Here is a 19,235-nt window from a genome sequence, read left to right as displayed (position 1 = left end):
CTCCCGCACCCTCCTCGTTAGCGTGTGCCGCAAATCGAGGGGGCTGCTGCTGTGACCAGAGAATTCCAGGGAAAGATCGAACTCGATGTGCGGGACTCGGTGTCCGACTGGGACGCCTTCCTCCCGCCCGAGGCCCCGGAAGGGGCGCCCAATGTGCTGCTGGTGCTCTACGACGACACCGGGCAGGCGGCCTGGTCGCCGTACGGAGGGCGCATCCAGATGCCGACGATGGAGCGGCTGGCGCAGAACGGTCTGACCTACACCCAGTGGCACACCACCGCGCTGTGCTCGCCCACCCGGTCGACGCTGCTGACCGGGCGCAACCACCACTCCAACGGTTTCGCGACCATCTCCGAGTCGTCCACCGGCTTCCCCGGCTACAACTCGCACATCCCGGCGTCGAACGCGACCATGGCGAACCTGCTGCGCGACGCCGGCTGGGCGACGTTCTGGGTCGGCAAGAACCACAACGTCCCGATCGACGAGTGGACGGCGGGCGCCAGCAAGAAGAACTGGCCGCTGGCGCAGGGCTTCGACCGGTTCTACGGCTTCATCGGAGGCGAGACCAACAACTGGTATCCGTCGCTGGCGGAGGACAACCACTACATCGACCAGCCGTACCTGCCGGAGCAGGGCTACCACCTGTCGAGGGACCTCGCCGACCAGGCGCTCCGGATGTTGCGCGACGTGCAGCAGACCGAGCCGGGCAAGCCCTGGTACCTGTGGTTCTGTCCCGGCGCGAACCACGCCCCGCACCACGCGCCGCAGGAGTACATCGACAAGTACAAGGGCGTCTTCGACGACGGCTACGAGGCCTACCGCGAGTGGGTGCTGCCGCGGATGATCGAGAGGGGGCTGCTGCCGGAGGGCACCGAGCTCACCGAGCTGAACCCGATGCCGCCCGGGACGTTCTCGGCGAGCGACGAAGTGCGCCCGTGGGCCGAGCTGGGTGCGGAGGAACGCGCGCTGTTCTGCCGGATGGCGGAGGTGTACGCCGGCTTCTCCGAGTACACGGACGCCCAGGTCGGCCGGATCGTCGACTACCTGGAGGAGTCCGGGCAGCTCGACAACACGCTGATCATCTACTGCGCCGACAACGGGGCCTCCGGGGAGGGCAGCCCGAACGGGTCCGTCAACGAGGGCAAGATCTTCGGCGGCTATCCCGACGACCTGCAGGACAACCTCCGCATGGTGGACAAGCTGGGCTCGCCGGACACCTACAACCACTACCCGACGGGCTGGGCCGCCGCGTTCTCGACGCCGTACCGGATGTTCAAACGCTACGTCTACCAGGGCGGCGTCTGCGATCCGCTGGTGATCTCCTGGCCGAAGGGCATCGCCGCGCGCGGGGAGGTGCGCAACCAGTACCACCACTCGACCGACATCGTCGCCACGATCCTCGATGTCTGCGGTGTGGAGCTTCCCGCGACCTACAACGGGGTCGAGCAGCGACCGCTGGACGGCATTCCGATGACCTACAGCTTCGAGGCCGACGGCGAGACGACGAAGCGGACGCAGTACTTCGAGATGTTCGGCAATCGCGGCATCTGGCACGACGGCTGGAAGGCGGTCACCGAGCACGGCCCGGTGAGCGGCCGCGGCGACTTCCCGAGCGACACCTGGCAGCTGTTCCACACCGACACCGACCGCTCGGAGGCGCATGACCTCGCGGACGAGCACCCGGAGAAGGTGGAGGAGCTGAAGGCGCTGTGGCTATCGGAGGCGAAGCGCAACGATGTGCTGCCGCTCAACGACCTCCAGATCATCGGCAACCCCAAGGACTTCGAGACGTTCATCTCGATGGAGTTCAAAGTCCCCGTTCCGGCGAGCGGCCAGTACACCTACTACCCGGGCACCAGCGAAGTCCCGGAGCGGTCGGCCGCGAACACCCACGGCGTCTCGTACAAGGTCCTCGCGGAGGTGACGACGACAGCGGACACGCAGGGGGTGATCTTCGCCCACGGCTCGCGGTTCGGCGGCCACAGCCTGTTCGTGAAGGACGGGAAGCTGACCTACGTCTACAACTTCCTCGGCATCCCGCCGGAGAACGTCATCTCTGCGCCTGTCCCCGAGCCCGGCCCGCACGTCTTCGGGGTCTCGTTCACCAAGGAGCGGGTGGGGGAGTACCGCGAGGCCATCGGGCCGCTCGCTCTCTACATCGACGACGAGAAGGTCGCCGAGCAGGAGATCCGCACCATCCTGGGGCACTTCTCGCTGTGCGGCGAAGGCCTCTGCATCGGCTACGACTCCGGCGACGCTGTGTCGAAGCTGTACGAGGGCTCGCGGTTCGACTACACCGGCGGCGAGATCATCAAAGTGGTGTTCGACATCGCCGACGACGCCTACGTGGATGTGGAGGCGCACCTGGCCGCAGCGATGGCCAGGGACTGAGGGACAGATGACCACCGCGCCCCCGGTCACCCGGCGGCCGTGGCTGCTGCCCACCCTGGCGGGCTACCGCCGGGAGTGGCTCGGCCGCGACATCCTCGCCGGGGTGTCGGCGGGCGCGGTGGTCGTCCCGCAGGCGATGGCGTACGCGACCATCGCGAACCTGCCGGTGGAGGCCGGCCTCTACACGGCGACCGTGCCGATGGCGGTGTACGCGTTCCTGGGCGGCTCGCGGGCGATGAGCGTCTCCACGACCTCCACGATCGCCACGCTCACCGCCACGACATTCGTCTCGGCGGGCGTCGTCGCGGACTCGCACGCGATCCCGCGCGACCTGGTGACCCTGACGTTGCTGGTCGGCGTCGCCCTGCTCCTCGCGCGGCTGCTGCGGCTGGGGACGCTGGTCGAGATCATCAACAAGCCCACGCTGCTCGGCATCCAGATCGGCGTCGGCGCGACGGTAGCCGTCGGGCAGTTGCCCAAACTGCTGGGGGAGACCGACGCGCCGACCGGCCACGGCTTCATCCACAGTGTGAACGCGGTGATCGCCGCCGTCCCGCACGCGAACCCCGTCACCGCGGTGCTGTCGGCGCTGTCGATCGCCGCGCTGTTCCTGTTCAAGCGGTTCCTGCCGCGGGTGCCGGGGCCGCTCATCGTCGTAGCCGCCGGGATCCTGTTGGTCGCGTTCGGCGGCCTCCGCTCGGCGGGAGTCGAGCTCATCACGCCGGTCTCGCAGGCGTTCCCGCTGCCGACGCTGCCGAGCCTCGACCACGTCTTCCAGCTCATCCCGGGCGCGTTGGCGATCGCCGTGATGGCGTTCTTGGAGTCGGCGGCCGTCGCGCGCGGCCTCCGCGAGCTGGACGATCCGCGGATCGACAGCAACCGGGAGCTGCTCGCGACGGCGATGGCGAACCTGATCGGCGGCTGGTTCCGGACGCTGCCCGCTGCGGGAGGCTTCTCGCAGAGCGCGGTGAACAAGTCCGCGGGGGCCCGCTCGCAGCTCGCCGCCCTCGTCACCGTGGTGCTGGCGCTGCTGATCGGGCTGTTCCTCGGCCCGGTGATCAGCCTGCTGCCGCAGGCGACCCTCGCCGCGCTGGTGTTCGTCGCCGTCTTCGGGCTGATCGACGTGAAGGACCTGGTGCTGCTCTGGCGCGTCAGCCGGCGCGACTTCGCGGTCGCGATGGCGACAGCGGTGATCGGCCTGACCGCGGGGCTGTTGGCGGCGGTCGGCGTCGGCGTGCTGTTCACGCTCGTGCTGGTGCTCGCGGCGCTGAACAAGCCGCGCGTCCGCGTCGACGAGAGCGAGGGAGGCCGGCTCGCGGTCAGCCTCCTCGGGCCGCTCTACACGGCCAACGTGCTCGCGACGGAGCAGGCGATCCTCGACGCGACCGACGCCGCCCGAGCCGCGGGGGAGGTCACCGAGCTCACTCTGGACTGCTCGCCGCTCCAGGACGTCTCCGTCACCGTCATCCTCGCGCTGCAGAACCTCGACCAGGAGCTCGCCGGGCGCGGGGTGCGGTTGCGTGTGCGCGGACTCCCGGCCGCTGCGCGGGCGATCGCGGCGCGCACGAAGTGGTTCCGGGGGCTGGAGGCGGAGGGGCGGGTCGGGGACTAGCTACGCCCCCGCCCACTCCAGCACCCGCAGCGCCCGCAGCGTGTTCCACCGGCTCGGCTCGCCGACGGCCTCCATCTCCAGCAGCGCGCGCCCGGAGTGCTCGTGGTCGAGCAGCCAGCGCCCGTCCGGCTGCCGGCGGGACGCCACGACCGACACCGCCTCCGCGACCCGATCGTCCGCCGGGACGCCGGCCGCGCGCAGGTGGTCGAGCCCGCGCAGGACGTCGTACGACCAGTAGTAGGGGAACGAGAACTGCAGCCAGCTGTCGCGGATGATCGACCCGTCGCCCAGCCGGCGCATCAGCCCGCGCGCCAGCAGGTACTCGTGGCCGCGCTCGATCGCCGCGGCCACGTCGGTCGGGCCGCCCGCGTCCCGGTAGGCGGTCAAGCCCTCCAGCGCGCAGACCGTGCTGTGGAACGAGCCGGGTTCCTGCCGGGTCTCGGCGTAGCAGTTCCAGCCGCCGTCGTCCTGCTGCTCGTTCAGCAGCCGCTCCACGATCAGCTCGCTGGGATGCCCGAAGCGTGCGCCGGCGACGAGGACGCGGCCGTTGATGCACGGCTCCACCTCGCCGTCGAAGAAGGGATGGTTCCACCATTCCTCGCCCCAGTCCACCTGGCGCACCACGCGGTCCACCGCGACGCGAGTGCGCTCGCCGTCCGCCGGCGCGCCCAGCAGCGCCAGCAGGAGCATCGCGTCGTCCACGCCGAGCCAGTCGCGCTGCGTCCAGACGCCCTCGCCCCAGGTGCCGTCCTCGCGTTGCAGGTTGAGCAGGCGGGCGCCCCAGCCTTCGGTCTCCACGTTCGCGCGCTCCGCGGCCACGGCGGCGTCCGGCTCGTGCAGCAGGTCGCGGCGGACCTGCCAGCGGATCGCCGGGTCGCCGTCGAGAAGCCAGCCGAGGACATCCACGGCGGACAGGCTACCCCGCGAACGACTGCGTGCCCAGTACCGCCAGCAGCGCCAGCTTCTCCGCCGCCTCGGTGCGCGGTGCGGCTGTCAGCACCAGCAGGCACTGCGACTGGTCCTCGGTGAACAGCGCCTGGCAGTCCAGCTCGATCGCGCCGAGCTCCGGGTGGATCAGCGTCTTGTGGTCCTCGAATCGGCGGGCGACCTCGTGCCGCTCCCACAGCTCCGCGAACTCGGGGCTCCGCTCCAGCAGCGCCCGGACGAGCTCGCCGGCGCGCGACTGCGGGCCGAGCGCGCCGTACGCGTCGCGAAGGGAGGCCACCTGGGCGCGGCTCTGCCGGTCGCGGTCGGCCTCCGGGTACATCGCGCGCGCGGTCGCGGGCTCGGTGAACCAGCGGTAGTACTCGCTGCGTTCGAGACCCGTGTAGTGCGAGCGGTCGCCCAGCAGCGCGACGGCCAGCCGGTTCTGCAGGAGGGTCTCGCCGAGGTTCGACAGGACGAGGGCCGGGGTGTCGTCCAGTCGGTCCAGCACGCGCTGCAGCGCAGGGGGGACGTGCGCGCCGCCGAGCCGGTCGGGGGTGTTGTGGCCGGCGATGCGGTACAGGTAGTCGCGCTCGTCGGCGGACAGCCGCAGTGCGCGGGCGAGCGAGGCGAGCATCTGGTCGCTCGGCTGCGGGCCGCGGCGCTGCTCCAGCCGCGTGTAGTAGTCGTTCGACATCGCGGCGAGCATCGCGACCTCCTCGCGACGGAGGCCGGGCGCGCGTCGGCGGGGCCCGGAGGGCAGGCCGACATCCTCCGGGCGCAGCTCCTCGCGGCGGCGGCGGAGGAAATCGGCGAGCGCGGTGCGGTCCATCACACCATCATCCGACGTCGGGCGGGTCCGAGCCAGGGATCGCGGATCCCCCGATGAGCGCTCCGCTCCCGCCCGCGAGTGAACGCCCGCAGAGTGGAGGGCATGAACATCACAGGGAACACCGTCTTCATCCCCGGCGCCACCAGCGGCATCGGGCTCGCCCTCGCCGTCGCCCTGCACGAGCGCGGCAACACCGTGATCGTCGGCGGCCGCCGCACCGAGCTGCTGGAGGCCATCGCGGCCGAGCACCCCGGCATCGACACGGTCCGCATCGACACCGCCGACGCCGACAGCATCCGGGAGGCCGCCGGCACCGTGCTCGCCGCCCACCCCGACCTGAACGTCCTGGTCACGATGGCCGGCATCATGCGCGCGGAGGACTGGCACCGCCCCGAGGCGTTCCTCGCCTCCGCGGAGTCCATCGTCACCACCAACGTGCTCGGACCGATCCGCCTGATCGCGGCGTTCGTCGAGCACCTGCAGTCCCGCCCGGACGCCACGATCGTCACGGTCTCCTCCGGCCTGGCGTTCACGCCGCTGAAGGTGACGCCGAGCTACAACGCCAGCAAGGCGGCCATCCACATGCTCAGCGAAAGCATCCGCCTCCAGCTCGCCGACACGTCGGTCCGGGTCCTGGAACTCGTGCCGCCCGCGGTGCGCACCGCCCTGATGCCGGGCCAGGAGGAGAGCGACTTCGCGATGCCGCTGGACGAGTTCGTCGCGGAGGTCATGGAGCTGATCGAGACGCAGCCCGACGCCACCGAGCTCCAGGTGGAGCGGGTGAAGTTCCTCCGCTACGGCGAGGCCCGCGGCGACTACGACCGCGTCGTGGAGGTGCTGAACGGCTCCGACCCGCACGCCCGCGAGTCCGCCGCCTAGGAGGCGTACTCGGGCGTGAGGGCGAGCCAGGCTGCGAGCGCGTCGATCTCGGCGCGCACCGCGTCCCGCGCCTCCGGCGCGAACGGCTCGTCCTCGTGGACGGCCGCGACGCGGAGGATCCCGGCCTTCCGGTCGGCGGTGGCGTCGAGTTTGCCGATCAGCCGGTCGCCGTGCAGGATCGGCAGCGCGAAGTAGCCCCAGCGCCGCTTGGAACCGGGCTTGTACATCTCCAGCAGGTACTCGAAGCCGAACACCTCCTGGCTGCGCACCCGGTCGTGCACGAGCCGGTCGAACGGCGACAGCAGCGCGGTCCGGCCGGCGAACGGGAGGCCGACGGCGGCCGGGTCCACCCGCCATTCCAGAGTGCTGCCCTCGACGGTCGCCGCTTCGCCCGCGTCGCCCACCAGGGCGCGGCGGGCGATGCCGAGCGCGCGCAGCCTGCGCTCGTCGCGCAGCCGGGCGGCCTCCGCCTCCGGCACCACCTCGATGCCGGCCGGATAGACGCGCTCGCCCAGGTCCCAGGTGCGCTGACGGCCGATCCGCCCGGCGACGGCGACCTCCCCGCGACCCTGAAGCAGTTCGAGCAGGCGGGTGACGTTCTGGTCGTGCGTCCAGCCGGTCGACACCCACGGCACGACCGCGGTGTCCGGGATGTCTTTCGACAGCGTCGGGCCCCGGTCGCGCAGCAGCGCGAGCACGTCGCGGCGGAACGCGTCGTTCGCCTCCAGCCAGGCCTGCGCACCCGACAGGCGCTCGGGCCAGCGCGACATCCGGTCGAGGTGGAGGCCGAGGTCGGAGACCGGCCGCACCATCGCGAACGGCGGCGTGACCGGATCGTCCATCGCCTTCACCTCGTAGAGCAGCCGGTCGGTCTCCAGCGCCTCAACCAGCGCCTCGGGGCGGTAGGTCGCGCCGAGCCGGGTGTACGCGATGAGGTCCGCGCTCGGCGCGATGGCGGCGGTGGGGTCGAGCTGGAGGAAGGTCAGGTCCTCCACGAGCGGGACGATCCCGGTCGGCCGCTCGGCGTCCAGGCGCTGCGCGCGCACGGCGATCCGGCGCGCTTCGTCGCGGTCCAGGGTGACGGCCATGCCCTTACGCTAGCGGCGGGATCCGACGGAAGTGCGGTCAGGCGTCGAGCCCCGAGTCACTGTCAGCGATCCTCCGAGTCGACCCGCGACCTCCGCCGGCGCAGTGCGATCGCCCGGACGATGACCGGTCCGACCGACAGCACGACGATCGCGATGAGGACCAGGTCCAGGTACTTCGACACGAAGTCCGCGACGCCGGGGATGTGCCCGAGCCCGAAGCCGATGAGCACGACCGCGGCGGCCCAGACCGCTGCGCCGATCAGGTTGAAGACGCTGAACACCCCGTGCCGCATCCGCCCGACGCCCGCCGCGACCGGCGCGAAGGTGCGGACGACCGGCACGAAGCGGGCGACCACGACGGCCCCGCTGCCGTACTTGTCGAAGAACGCTTGCGTGCGCACGACGCTCGCCCGGCTGAACAGGCCGGACTCGCGCCGGTCGAAGACCGCCGGGCCGCCCTTCCGTCCGATCAGGTAGCCCACCTCGCCGCCGGCGATCGCCGCGACGGCGACCGCGACGATCACCAGCCAGAGCGGCTGCGGGATGTGGCCGGTGAGCGTCAGCACGCCCGCGAAGAACAGCAGGGTGTCGCCCGGCAGGAAGAAGCCGAGCAGGAGGCCGGTCTCGGCGAAGACGATCGCGCAGACGCCGAGCAGCGCCCACGGGCCGGCGGCCTGGATGAGACCTTGCGGGTCGAGGAGGCCGGTGTGGACGAGGGAGCCGGACTGGACGAGCGCGCCGGCCAGGGCGTGGGGGATCATGGGGTCCTTTCGTACAGCGAGATCAGCTCGCGATGGGTCGCGATCCGCGTGCTGGTCTCGTGGAAGCCGAGCGCGGCGAGGTCGGCCACTCCGTAGTCGTCGACCGAGCCGGGGGAGGCCGCGTACTCGATCAGCCAGACCCGGCCGACGCCGTCGAACCGGCCGAGGGCGGCCGCCTGGCGCACCGTGTAGACGCTGTCGCGCCACGAGGTGGTCTGCGCGAACGGGAGGTCGAGCGCGATGTCCTTCGTCCCGGCGAACCCGGCGGGGTAGGTGTGCTCGGCGAGGCGCGGGAGCTTCGAAGGCTTGGTCGACTCGTCGAAGACGACCCCGTCGCCTGCGTGCGCGTTCGCACCGATCGCGGCGGACACCTCCGCCCAGTCGCTCTGGTTCTTCGCATACGGGGTGCGCTCCGCCACGTACACCGGGACGCACAGCGCGAGGACGAGCACGCCGGCGACGACGCCCGCCCAGCGCCGCCAGCGCATCAGGTCGTCGACGCCGCACGCGATCAGGAGGGCCGCCGCCGGCGCGCAGAACGACACATACCGTGCGGTGAAGTCGGGCACCACCGACTGCACCGCGATCAGGATCGCGGGAGGCAGCACCAGCCACAGCAGCGCCAGCGGCACCAGCGAGGGGAGCCGCGTCCCGGAGCCGAAGAACAGCCCGCCGCCCGCGGCCCGCGCGACGAGCGCCCTGCGCCGGGCCTCCGTCACGACGGCGACGCCGATGAGCGCCCACGCCGCGATCGCGAGCGGCCAGGAGTCGCCGAACCACAGGCCGCTGAACAGCGTCTGCGGCGCGAGCTGCTGCACGGCGCCGAGGTAGGCGATCTGGTGGTGCTGGCCGATCGCGACGATCAGCAGCGGAGCGGTGGCGAGGATCGCCGCGCCCACGGCGATCAGCCAGCCGCGGATCGTGCGCCGCGGCGCGCGCGACACTGCGACGATCACGCCGTGGACGATCGCGAACAGTGCGGTGTAGAGGAAGACGTAGGTGCCGACGGCGAGCAGCGCGCCGTACCCGGCGAACCACGCCGCCCGCGGCCGGTCGCGGTCGAGCGCGGCGATGAGCAGGACGGTCAGCCACGCGACGATCGCCGCCGAGAACGCGAAGGAGCGGGCCTCCTCGCCCATGTAGGCGACGCGCGGGAGGATCGCGCAGACCAGGCCGGCGACGACGGCCGTGCGCACGTCCCGGAGGCGGGCGGCGAGGAGGACGACGGCGGCCGTCGCCAGCCCGACCGCGATCGCGCTGGGCAGGCGCACGGAGACGGGGGAGAACCCGAACAGTTCGCCCCAGAAGTGCAGGCCGAGGTAGTACGCGCCGTGCACGGCGTCCAGCCGGCCGAGCATCGCGAACAGCGTGGGCAGCGGCCGCTGCGCCGACATGATGCTGGTGGCCTCGTCGCCCCAGAGCGATGGGATCCCGGACCCGATCGCCGAGAGCACCGTCGCGAGCACGCCGAACAGCGCGGCGAGCGCCGCGGGGCGGGTGAGCGGCGCGGCCCTCCGGATCGGAGCCGGCCGCAGCATCGTGACGGACAGATCGGCACCGTCCTTTCGAATCAGCGTCCGCTTCCAGTCAATCCCAGAGTCCTATGCAATCCCAGAGTTCCCCAGAAAGGTCCAAGACGGCGGTTAACGGCTGAAGGACTTTCGGTGACCGCGCCCCGGACCGGATCCTCGCGTCCCGGAATAAACGCTCCCCGGCAGCGTTGAACTTGAGTGCAACCAACTCAACTTTCAGAAACAGGAGATCAGGTGCCTGAGAACTTCACCCCCGAGAGCGGCAGCGAGAACTCGTTCGACGAGTTCCTCTCGCGCTACCTCGCGGGCGAGCGCGCCCGCGCCGCGCGCTCCATCGACATCAGCCGGTTCCTCAGCCGGCGCACGCAGGAACTCCTCGCCGAGGCGGGCCGGTACGCCCTCGAGCACGGCCACCGCGAGCTGGACTCCCTGCACATCCTCCGCGTGATGGCCGGGCAGGAGCCCGCCGCCGACGCGATGCGCCGCATCGGCGTCGACCCGTCCGCGGTCGCCGCCGCGGCCGAGCAGCGCCTCCCCGGCTCCGGTGAGCCGATCGACGCCGACGGCGCCTCGATCACGGCGTCGGCCCAGCGGGTGCTGTTCCACGCCTACCAGGTGGCCCGCGCGTCCGGCGCGACCTACATCGACCCCGAGCACCTGTTCTTCGCGCTCGTGATCGGTCAGGACGCGCCCGCCGGCCAGGTCCTCCAGGCCGCGGGTGTCACCCCCGACTCGCTCACCAACGCAATGCGCCAGTCCGCGACGGTCGGCGCGGGAGCCCAGGGCGGCCCGGACGAGGCCGCGGCCGACTCCGCGACCCCGATGCTCGACCAGTTCGGCACCGACCTGACCGCGCTCGCGCGCGACGGCAGGCTGGACCCGGTCATCGGCCGGCTCGACGAGATCGAGCAGACCATCGAGATCCTGTCCCGCCGGACCAAGAACAACCCCGTCCTGGTCGGCGAGGCCGGCGTCGGCAAGACCGCGATCGTGGAGGGCCTAGCCCGCGCGATCGTGGCGGGCGACGTCCCCGAGCAGCTGCGCGACAAGAAGGTCGTCGCGCTCGACCTCGCCGGGATGGTCGCCGGCACCCGGTACCGCGGCGACTTCGAGGAGCGGCTCACGAAGCTCATGGACGAGATCAGCGCGGGCAAGGACGAGCTGATCGTGTTCGTGGACGAGCTGCACACCGTGGTCGGCGCCGGAGGGTCCGGCGAGTCCGGCGGGATGGACGCGGGCAACATCCTGAAGCCCCGGCTGTCGCGCGGCGACCTCCACCTGGTGGGGGCCACCACGCTCAAGGAGTACCGCCGCATCGAGAAGGACCCGGCGCTGGAGCGCCGTTTCCAGCCGGTGCTGGTGGGGGAGCCGAGCGTCGAGGACGCCGTGCTCATCCTCGACGGCCTGCGCTCCGCCTACGAGGAGCACCACGCCGTGACGTACACGCCGGAGGCGATCCGCGCCGCAGTGGAGCTGTCCAACCGCTACATCTCCGACCGCTTCCTGCCCGACAAGGCGATCGACCTGATCGACCAGGCCGGCGCCCGGCTGCGGCTGTCGCTCGGCAAGAGGGTCGACGCGTCCGAGCTGATGCAGCGGCTGGCGACCCTGGAGTCCGAGAAGAACTCCGCCGTCGCCGGTGAGCACTACGAGGAGGCGTCCCGCCTGCGCGACGAGATGGAGGCCGTCCAGCACGCCATCGACGAGCTCGGGAAGGCCCCGCGCCACGCGGCGGAGGCGGTCGTGGACGAAGCCGAGATCGCGGCGATCGTGTCGCGGGCGACCGGCATCCCGGTGTCCCGCGTCGGCGAGGCCGACCGCGAGCGCCTGGCCGCGCTCGAGTCGGAGCTGCACGAGCGCGTCATCGGCCAGGACGACGCGGTGACGGCCGTCGCCAAGGCGGTGCGCCGCAACCGCACCGGCCTCGGCGACGAGCGCCGTCCCGTCGGTTCGTTCCTGTTCCTCGGCCCGACCGGCGTCGGCAAGACCGAGCTGGCCAAGTCGCTGGCGGAGTCGCTGTTCGGCGACGACAAGGCGATGATCCGGTTCGACATGAGCGAGTTCGGCGAGCGCCACACGGTCGCCCGCCTGGTCGGCGCCCCTCCCGGGTACGTCGGCTACGACGAGGCCGGCCAGCTCACCGAGCGCGTGCGCCGCAACCCGTACTCGGTCGTGCTGTTCGACGAGATCGAGAAGGCGCACCCGGACGTGTTCAACCTGCTGCTGCAGGTGCTGGACGACGGCCGGCTGACGGACGGCCAGGGCCGGACGGTCGACTTCCGCAACACGGTCGTCATCATGACCTCCAACCTGGGCTCGGAGTTCCTGGCCTCCCGCAGCGGCGCCCTCGGCTTCGTGCCGGCGGGCTCCGACGGGTTCGCCTCGGACAAGGACATCCGCGACCGGGTGATGGGCAAGCTCCGCGAGGCCATGCGTCCCGAGTTCCTGAACCGCATCGACGAGATCGTGCTGTTCCGCAAGCTGGACGCCGAGCAGCTGCGCGACATCGTCCGCCTGCTGCTGCACGCGACGGCGGCGCGGCTCGCGCACCGTTCGATCGGCTTCGAGGTCACGGACGCGGCCGTGCAGTGGATCGCCGACGCCGGCTACGAGCCGGAGTACGGCGCCCGCCCGCTGCGCCGTGTCATCCAGCGCGAGGTGGACGACCGGATCGCCGAGCTGGTGGTCGCGGGCAGCGTCGAGGACGGCGGGACCGTCGTGGTGGACGCGGCCGACGGGGCGCTGCAGGTGCACGCCCGGGCGGTGTACGCCGCGGCGTGACGCCGGACAGGGTGCGAGAGGCGCCGGCTCCTTCGGGGGCCGGCGCCTTTTCGCGTCACCCGTACAACCGCAGCCAGGTGAACCAGAAGTACCCGGTCGCGAGGAGGCCGAGGACGAGGCCGATGATCGAGGTCACGCGGCCGTTGTAGCGCACGGCGGGGTCGATCGTGGACGCGCGGACGAGACCGGCGATGGAGAAGCCGGCGCCGAGCAGCGAGAGGATCGAGAACGGATTGATGAGGAGTCCGATGAGGACCAGCAGGACACTCGTGTAGGCCCAGGGGTTGTTGCGGCGCATCTGCCGCTCCCGGTCGGCGCGGCGCGGCGCGACGGGCTCCATCGGGTAGGTCGGGCGCGGGCTGTACGCCGGGCCGCCGAAGCCGGGCTGGCCGCCGAAGCCGGGCTGCGCGCCGAAGCCGGGCTGGCCGCCGAAGCCGGCCGGGCCGAAGCCGGGCTGCGCACCGAAGCCGGGCTCGGCGGGAAGCCCCGGCTGCGGCGGGAACATCGGCGGCATCGGCTGCACGGGCGGCTGCACCGGCTGCGCCGCCGCCCCCGGGTGCGGCCGCACGTGCCCCGTCCACGCCGCGCCGTCCCACCAGCGGACGCGCTGGGTGTCTCCGGGGTCGGTGTACCAGCCGGCGTCGGGTGTCGTCACGGGAGCTCCTCGCAGTTCGTCCCGGCAGTCTACGGACCGGGTGCGGCCGTCCGGCATCCCCAGGTCGGGGCACCGGTCGGGGCACCCTTCCTGAAAGTCCACGAAGGGGTACAGTGCATGTCCCAACCCCTCCCACAGACGACCCTGGAAGCGTGGAGACGTGCCCATCCCGGACAGATTCCAGAATTCCCCGCGCCTTCAGGCGATCGACGAGCGTCTCGAGCCCCTCAAGCGGTTCGAGCTGCGCACTCCGCGCAGCAGGAACGCCGCGATCGTCCAGTTCCTGGCGCTCGCGCTCGTCGCTGCGGTGCTCTCCGCCTTGTTCTTTCTTCCGGGTTTCCTGGGAGCCGGCGTAGCGGCGGCTGCGGGGATCAGCGACTTCAACCGGCTGCCCGCCGAACTGAACATCGGGCAGTTCGCGCAGAACTCCACCGTCTACGCCCAGCAGGGCGGCCAGCAGGTGCCGATCGCGCAGTTCTATGCGCAGAACCGGCGCGACGTGGGCTGGGCCGACGTGGCGCAGGTCGCCAAGGACGCCGCGACCTCCGCCGAGGACCCGCGCTTCTACAGCGAGGGCGCCGTCGACCTGTTCGGCACCGTGCGCGGCGCGCTCTCAACGGTCGTCGGCGGCAACGTGCAGGGCGGCTCGTCCATCACGCAGCAGTACGTGAAGAACGTCGAGGTGGAGCACTGCGAGGGGCTCACCGACCAGAAGAAGGTGCAGGCCTGCTACGACGACGCGGCAGGCGTGACCCTGCAGCGCAAGGTCCAGGAGATGCGCTACGCGGTGGGCCTGGAGAAGAAGTACAGCAAGCAGGACATCCTGCTCGGCTACCTGAACGTCGTCGGCTTCGGCGGGCAGAACTACGGCATCGAGACGGCGTCGGAGTACTACTTCAACACCACCGCCGCCAAGCTCACCCTCCCGCAGGCGGCGACGCTGATCGCCATCGTCAACAACCCGTCGAACCTGCGGATCGACGAGCCGAACAACAAGGACAACGGCGCCGCCAACGGCTACAAGCTCACCAAGGCGCGCCGGGACTACGTGCTCGACCGCATGTACATCAACCACAAGATCACGCTGGCGGACCGGGACGCCGCCAAGAAGACGCCCGTCCAGCCCACGGTCACCCCGACCACCTCCGGCTGCGCGGCGGCCCAGCAGGTCAACGCGGCGTTCTTCTGCGACTACGTCCGCGACGTCATCCTCAACGACCCGGCCTACGGCAAGACCAGCGCCGACCGGTGGGGGACGCTCAACCGCGGCGGGCTCAAGATCTACACCACCTTGAACCTCGACCTCCAGCAGGTGGCGCAGCAGTCGCTGTCGAAGTACATCCCGGCGTCGCGGCCCGACATCGACATCGGAGGGTCGAACGTCTCCGTCGAGCTCGGCACCGGGCGCATCGTCACGATGGTGCAGAACCGGGCGTTCAACAACACCGACCAGCCGCAACCCGGCACGACCGCGGTGAACTACAACACCGACGAGGCGTACGGCGGCTCGGAGGGCTTCCAGACCGGATCGACGTTCAAGGCGTTCGACCTCGCCGGCTGGCTGGAGGGCGGCCACTCTCTCTACGAGACGGTCAACGCCTCCCAGCACACCTTCCCGATGTCCGACTTCTCCAGCAGCTGCGGCACGGTCTCCGGTCCGCCGTGGCCGGTGTCCAACGACGAGGGCTCGGCGAGCAGGCTGTCGGTGATGTCGGCGACGGCGCAGTCCGTCAACACGGCGTTCGCCATGATGGCGACCAAGACCGACCTGTGCTCGATCCTCAAGGCGGCGCAGAACCTCGGTGTTCACCCGGCCAAGACCGGCGCGCAGCTGAACTCCTACCCGTCGATGATCCTCGGCACGAACAACATCGCGCCGCTGACGATGGCGACGGCCTACGCGGGCATCGCCAACGGCGGCACCGTCTGCACGCCGATCGCGATCGACAAGGTCGTCAACGCCGATGGGACGCCGCACAAGGTGAGCCCGTCGACCTGCACGCAGGGCCTGCCGAAGAACATCGCGGCCGGCATCACCTACGCCCTCCAGGGCGTCATGCGCGGCGGCGGCACCGCCGCCAGCGCGAACCCGTACGACGGCACGCCGATCATGGGCAAGACCGGTACGACGGACGACTCGCTGCAGAACTGGATGATCACCTCCACTACGAAGGTCGCCCAGGCGACCTGGGTGGGCAACGTGTCCGGCCAGACCCCGCTGCGCAGCCTCGAGTTCAACGGCATCGGCGGCGGCAACGTCAAGTTCTCGATCGCCAAGCCGATCCTGGAGGCCCTCGACAACCTGTACGGCGGGGACTCGTTCCCGAAGCCGGACGACTCGGTGCTGTACGGCAGCCAGGTGACCGTGCCGGACGTGAGCGGCAAGACGCCGGACCAGGCCACGGCGCTGCTCCAGGGCCTCGGTCTCAGCGTGACCGTCGACCAGACCCCGATACCGAGCGACCAGCCCGCCGGAACCGTCGCCGGGACCAACCCGTCGGCGGGCACGGCCGTGGACGGCGGGTCGAGCGTCACCATCCAGCTCAGCTCCGGTCAGAACACCGGCGCACCGACGCCGACCGGCACGCCCACGCCGCAGCCGACGAACACGCCAGGGAACGGCAAGGGCGGCGGCGCAGGAGGCGGAACCGGCGGCGGCGCGGGAGGCGGCACCGGCGGCTAGGCCGGAACGCGGTCCGCGGCGGGCGTGAGCCCGGCCGCGTCGAGCACCTGGCCGCGCAGGGCGTTCGACCGCTCGGCGAACGCGCGCTGGCGGCGCACGTACTCGGCCTTGCCCTCCGCCGTCTCGATCCGCACCGGCTCCGCGCCCCACGGCCGCATGTCGTAGGGCGAGGCCTGCATGTCGAGCAGCCGGATGTCGCGGGCGAGCTCGAACGCGTCGAGCAAGAGCTCGCCGGGGACCAGCGGGCCGAGCTTCATCGCCCACTTGTAGACGTCCATCCCGGCGTGCAGGCAGCCGGGCTGCTCCAGGTCCGGCTGGGTCTCCCTGGTCGGCGCGAACCGGTTGCGCGGGACCGCGTCCGGAGTGAAGAACCGGAAGGCGTCGATGTGGGTGCAGCGCAGCTCCCCGGCCTCCACGACGGCGTCGGTGCCGCTCCGGCCGAGCCGCAGCGGCACGTCGTGGCGGTGCTCGTCCTGCCGGTAGACCATCGCCCACTCGTGCAGCCCGAAGCAGCCGAAGCTCCCCGGCCGTGCCGCCGTCGAGCGGAGGATCCGCTCGACGGTCGTCAGGAGCGGCGCCTTCTCGCGCTGCATGCCCGCGCGGTCCACGACGAGCCCGCCGGGCGTCGCGCCGGGGGAGTACCAGCGCCAGGAGGCGCGCGGCTCGCCCGCGGCGTCCAGCAGTTCGATGTCCGCGCCGGGATGCCAGCGGCGCAGCACGGCGGGCGAGTAGGAGTAGTAGGTGAAGAGGAAGTCCTCGATCGGGTGCTTCTCACCCCGCGCGGCCCGGGCGCGGTGACCGGCCGTGAGCGCGTCCGCGCGCTCGGCGTGCGCGGCTTCGCGGGCGCGCCAGGCGGTGGCGGGGAGCGGGATGGTCACCAGACGAGGATACGTCGCCGGGTCAGCCGAGCGACTCCAGCGGGTTCCGCTGCAGCTTGCCGGCGACGCCGCCGGCCACGATGCGCTGCGCGGCGGTGTCCGGCTTGCGCTCGGCCTGGTCGGTGACGCACGCCGTGAACTCGGCGGCCAGGGTGAGCCGCGGGAACGCCGTCACGACCTCCCGGCGGAACTCCAGCGGAAGCGCGTCGGGCCGCGCTCCGGAGATGTCCAGGCCGGTCGCGATCTCCAGGAGGTGACCCTCCGGGTCGAACGCGGGGTCGACCTCCGGCCAGTTGTGCCGCACGATCACCTCGTGCGCGCGGGTCCGGCGCGCGGCGGGCCAGCCCGCCCCCGCGGTGAGCGCCTTCGCGACGTGCCCGCCCGCGTCCTCGTAGGCGAGGGTGTGGTTGTCGAAGGCGGGGACGATCCCGATGTCGTGCAGGACGGCGGACACGTAGAGCAGCTCGCGGTCGATGCCGTGGAGTCCCTCGACGGTGGCGAAGCCCTCCGCCCACAGCCACGACCGCAGCACGTGGTTGAGCAGCGCGGGCGTGTGGTACTCGGTGGCCAGTTCGAGGGCGGCGCGGGCGGCGACGGAGTCGGGGGCGGGGATGTCGGCGAGGCGCATGCCTCCATCCTGGCGCGCCGTATCGCACAGATCCGGCCCGCCGCCGTCGAATTCCGGACGACTTCCGTCGTCGCCACCGCGGGAGGCGCTACGGGAGGGCGGGGTCGAGCACGGTGATGCCGGTGGAGGGGGCGGCCTCGGCGAGCGGCAGGAGCCGCGCGGCCTCCGCGAGCCCGACGGTGCGGCCGACCAGCAGCTCCGGCCGGAGGGCGCCGGAGGCGACCAGCGCGAGCATCCCCGGATAGTCCGCGGCCGCCATCCCGTGGCTGCCGAGGATGTCGAGCTCCCACGCGATCGCGCGGTCCAGCGGCAGCACGGGCATCCCGCCGGAGAGCAGTCCGATCTGCACGTGCCGGCCGCGGCGCCGCAGCGAGAGCACACTCGCGGCGGCGGTGTCCGCCGACCCGACCGCGTCGACCGAGACGTGGGCCCCGCCGGAGGTCAGCGCGGCGATGGCGTCCGGCGCGTCGGGTCCGGCCGGCAGCGTGTGCTCCGCGCCGAGGCGGGCGGCGGTCTCCAGTGCGGCCGGCGACCGGTCGATCGCGATCGGCCGGGCGCCGAGGGCACGGGCGATGACGATGGCGCTCAGCCCGACGCCGCCCGCGCCGTAGACCGCGATCCATTCGCCGGAGCGCAGGCCCGCGCGCGCCGTCAGCGCCCGGTACGCCGTCGCGAACCGGCAGCCGAGCGCCGCGGCGGCGGCATCGGGGAGTCCGTCCGGCACCGCGACCAGGTTGAGGTCGGCCGCGCGCACCGCGACGAGCTCGGCGTGCGAGCCCGCGTGCGTGAACCCGGGCTGGGTCTGCTCCGGGCAGACCTGCGCCTGACCGGAACGGCACCACTCGCACCGTCCGCAGCCGTTGACGAACGGCGCGGTGACCCGGTCGCCCGGCCGCCAGCGCTGGACGCCGGGGCCGACCGCCTCCACCACCCCGGCGAACTCGTGGCCCGGCACGTGCGGGAGGTGCACGGAGTCGTCGTGGCCGGCCCAGGCGTGCCAGTCGCTGCGGCACAGCCCGGAGGCGCCGACGCGGATCAGCGCGCCGCCGTCGGGCAGGTCGGGCGCGGGGAGGTCGCCGACCGACACCGGGCCGGCGAACGTCTCGTAGTACAGCGCCTTCATCGGGCGTCCTCCTCCTCGATCGGGGCGGGCACGGCGGCCGCCGCGAGCTGGTTTGCAGCCAGCGCCCCGAGCACCGCCACCACCGGCCGGTCGGCGTCGGCCCAGTCCAGGCCCCCGAGGGCGTCGGTACGGCGCCACTCCAGCGCGTCGTGGTCGGTGGACGCGGACGGCGGGTCGCCGAGCAGGGTCGCGGCGTAGCAGGCGAGGTCGACCCGCCCGGTCACCGAGCGGTCCAGCAGCCGGCCCACCCGCACCTCCACACCGAGCTCCTCGCGCAGCTCCCGCCGCAGCGCCTCGGCGGGGGCCTCGCCGGGCTCCACCTTGCCGCCGGGGAACTCCCACCTCCCCGCCGCGTCCTTGTGCGGGGCCCGCCGGCAGGCGAGCACGGCGCCGTCCCGCACGATCACGGCGGCGACGACCCGGAGGGGGAGAGCGGGGCTGGTCACCGTCCCATCCTGCCCCGTCCGG

15 protein-coding genes are annotated in these 19,235 nt (G+C 72.0%); 5 read left to right on the top strand and 10 right to left on the bottom strand.

The features are described 5' to 3' along the window. Positions 1-51: 51 nt before the first annotated feature. Positions 52-2,391, top strand: coding sequence for a sulfatase-like hydrolase/transferase (locus HNR13_RS15485; protein WP_179607190.1), 2,340 nt, complete (start codon positions 52-54; stop codon positions 2,389-2,391). 7 nt (positions 2,392-2,398) lie between these two features. Further along, positions 2,399-4,003, top strand: coding sequence for a SulP family inorganic anion transporter (locus HNR13_RS15480; RefSeq protein WP_179607188.1), 1,605 nt, complete (start codon positions 2,399-2,401; stop codon positions 4,001-4,003). On the opposite strand, the gene HNR13_RS15475 is transcribed toward HNR13_RS15480, so the two are convergent. Beyond that, complete coding sequence (locus HNR13_RS15475; protein WP_179607186.1) at positions 4,004-4,909, bottom strand: prenyltransferase/squalene oxidase repeat-containing protein; 906 nt, start codon at positions 4,907-4,909, stop codon at positions 4,004-4,006. It lies immediately after the preceding gene. Between the two features lie 10 nt (positions 4,910-4,919). Next, positions 4,920-5,759, bottom strand: coding sequence for a helix-turn-helix transcriptional regulator (locus HNR13_RS15470; RefSeq protein ID WP_179607184.1), 840 nt, complete (start codon positions 5,757-5,759; stop codon positions 4,920-4,922). A gap of 102 nt (positions 5,760-5,861) precedes the next feature. Here HNR13_RS15470 and HNR13_RS15465 point away from each other — a divergent pair, with 102 nt between their 5' ends. Further along, a complete protein-coding gene (locus tag HNR13_RS15465; RefSeq protein WP_179607182.1) occupies positions 5,862-6,638 on the top strand; it encodes an SDR family oxidoreductase in 777 nt (258 codons plus the stop codon). On the opposite strand, the gene HNR13_RS15460 is transcribed toward HNR13_RS15465, so the two are convergent. The 3 genes from HNR13_RS15460 to HNR13_RS15450 form a co-directional block, all read right to left on the bottom strand. Further along, entirely contained in the window at positions 6,635-7,726 is a 1,092-nt protein-coding gene (locus tag HNR13_RS15460; protein ID WP_179607180.1) for a DNA glycosylase AlkZ-like family protein, read from the bottom strand. The genes HNR13_RS15465 and HNR13_RS15460 overlap by 4 nt on opposite strands. Positions 7,727-7,788: 62 nt before the next feature. Beyond that, a complete protein-coding gene (locus HNR13_RS15455; RefSeq protein ID WP_179607179.1) occupies positions 7,789-8,487 on the bottom strand; it encodes a DedA family protein in 699 nt (232 codons plus the stop codon). Next, entirely contained in the window at positions 8,484-10,025 is a 1,542-nt protein-coding gene (locus HNR13_RS15450; protein ID WP_179607177.1) for a glycosyltransferase family 39 protein, read from the bottom strand. Before HNR13_RS15450 ends, HNR13_RS15455 begins: the two co-directional genes overlap by 4 nt. 228 nt (positions 10,026-10,253) lie before the next feature. Here HNR13_RS15450 and HNR13_RS15445 point away from each other — a divergent pair, with 228 nt between their 5' ends. Continuing rightward, positions 10,254-12,800: an AAA family ATPase gene (locus HNR13_RS15445; RefSeq protein ID WP_179607175.1), complete on the top strand. Its 2,547-nt coding sequence runs from the start codon at positions 10,254-10,256 to the stop codon at positions 12,798-12,800. Between the two features lie 55 nt (positions 12,801-12,855). Here HNR13_RS15445 and HNR13_RS21305 read toward each other — a convergent pair whose 3' ends face one another. Next, positions 12,856-13,455: a DUF2510 domain-containing protein gene (locus HNR13_RS21305; RefSeq protein ID WP_218881240.1), complete on the bottom strand. Its 600-nt coding sequence runs from the start codon at positions 13,453-13,455 to the stop codon at positions 12,856-12,858. A gap of 160 nt (positions 13,456-13,615) precedes the next feature. Here HNR13_RS21305 and HNR13_RS15435 point away from each other — a divergent pair, with 160 nt between their 5' ends. Continuing rightward, positions 13,616-16,138, top strand: coding sequence for a transglycosylase domain-containing protein (locus HNR13_RS15435; RefSeq protein ID WP_179607173.1), 2,523 nt, complete (start codon positions 13,616-13,618; stop codon positions 16,136-16,138). On the opposite strand, the gene HNR13_RS15430 is transcribed toward HNR13_RS15435, so the two are convergent. The 4 genes from HNR13_RS15430 to HNR13_RS15415 form a co-directional block, all read right to left on the bottom strand. Beyond that, complete coding sequence (locus HNR13_RS15430; protein WP_343063579.1) at positions 16,135-17,016, bottom strand: 3-methyladenine DNA glycosylase; 882 nt, start codon at positions 17,014-17,016, stop codon at positions 16,135-16,137. The two genes, HNR13_RS15435 and HNR13_RS15430, sit on opposite strands and share 4 nt — an antisense overlap. Before the next feature lie 22 nt (positions 17,017-17,038). Beyond that, complete coding sequence (locus HNR13_RS15425; protein ID WP_179607171.1) at positions 17,039-17,644, bottom strand: HD domain-containing protein; 606 nt, start codon at positions 17,642-17,644, stop codon at positions 17,039-17,041. An 88-nt stretch (positions 17,645-17,732) separates the two neighbouring features. Further along, complete coding sequence (locus HNR13_RS15420; protein ID WP_179607169.1) at positions 17,733-18,767, bottom strand: zinc-dependent alcohol dehydrogenase family protein; 1,035 nt, start codon at positions 18,765-18,767, stop codon at positions 17,733-17,735. After that, a complete protein-coding gene (locus HNR13_RS15415) occupies positions 18,764-19,213 on the bottom strand; it encodes an NUDIX domain-containing protein (protein ID WP_179607167.1) in 450 nt (149 codons plus the stop codon). Before HNR13_RS15415 ends, HNR13_RS15420 begins: the two co-directional genes overlap by 4 nt. Between the last annotated feature and the right edge of the window lie 22 nt (positions 19,214-19,235).

The sequence above is a fragment of the Leifsonia shinshuensis genome (assembly GCF_013410375.1).
Taxonomy (GTDB): Bacteria; Actinomycetota; Actinomycetes; order Actinomycetales; family Microbacteriaceae; genus Leifsonia; species Leifsonia shinshuensis.
The sequence above is the reverse complement of the archived record's forward strand: the minus strand, read 5'-3'. Positions and strand labels throughout refer to the sequence as shown.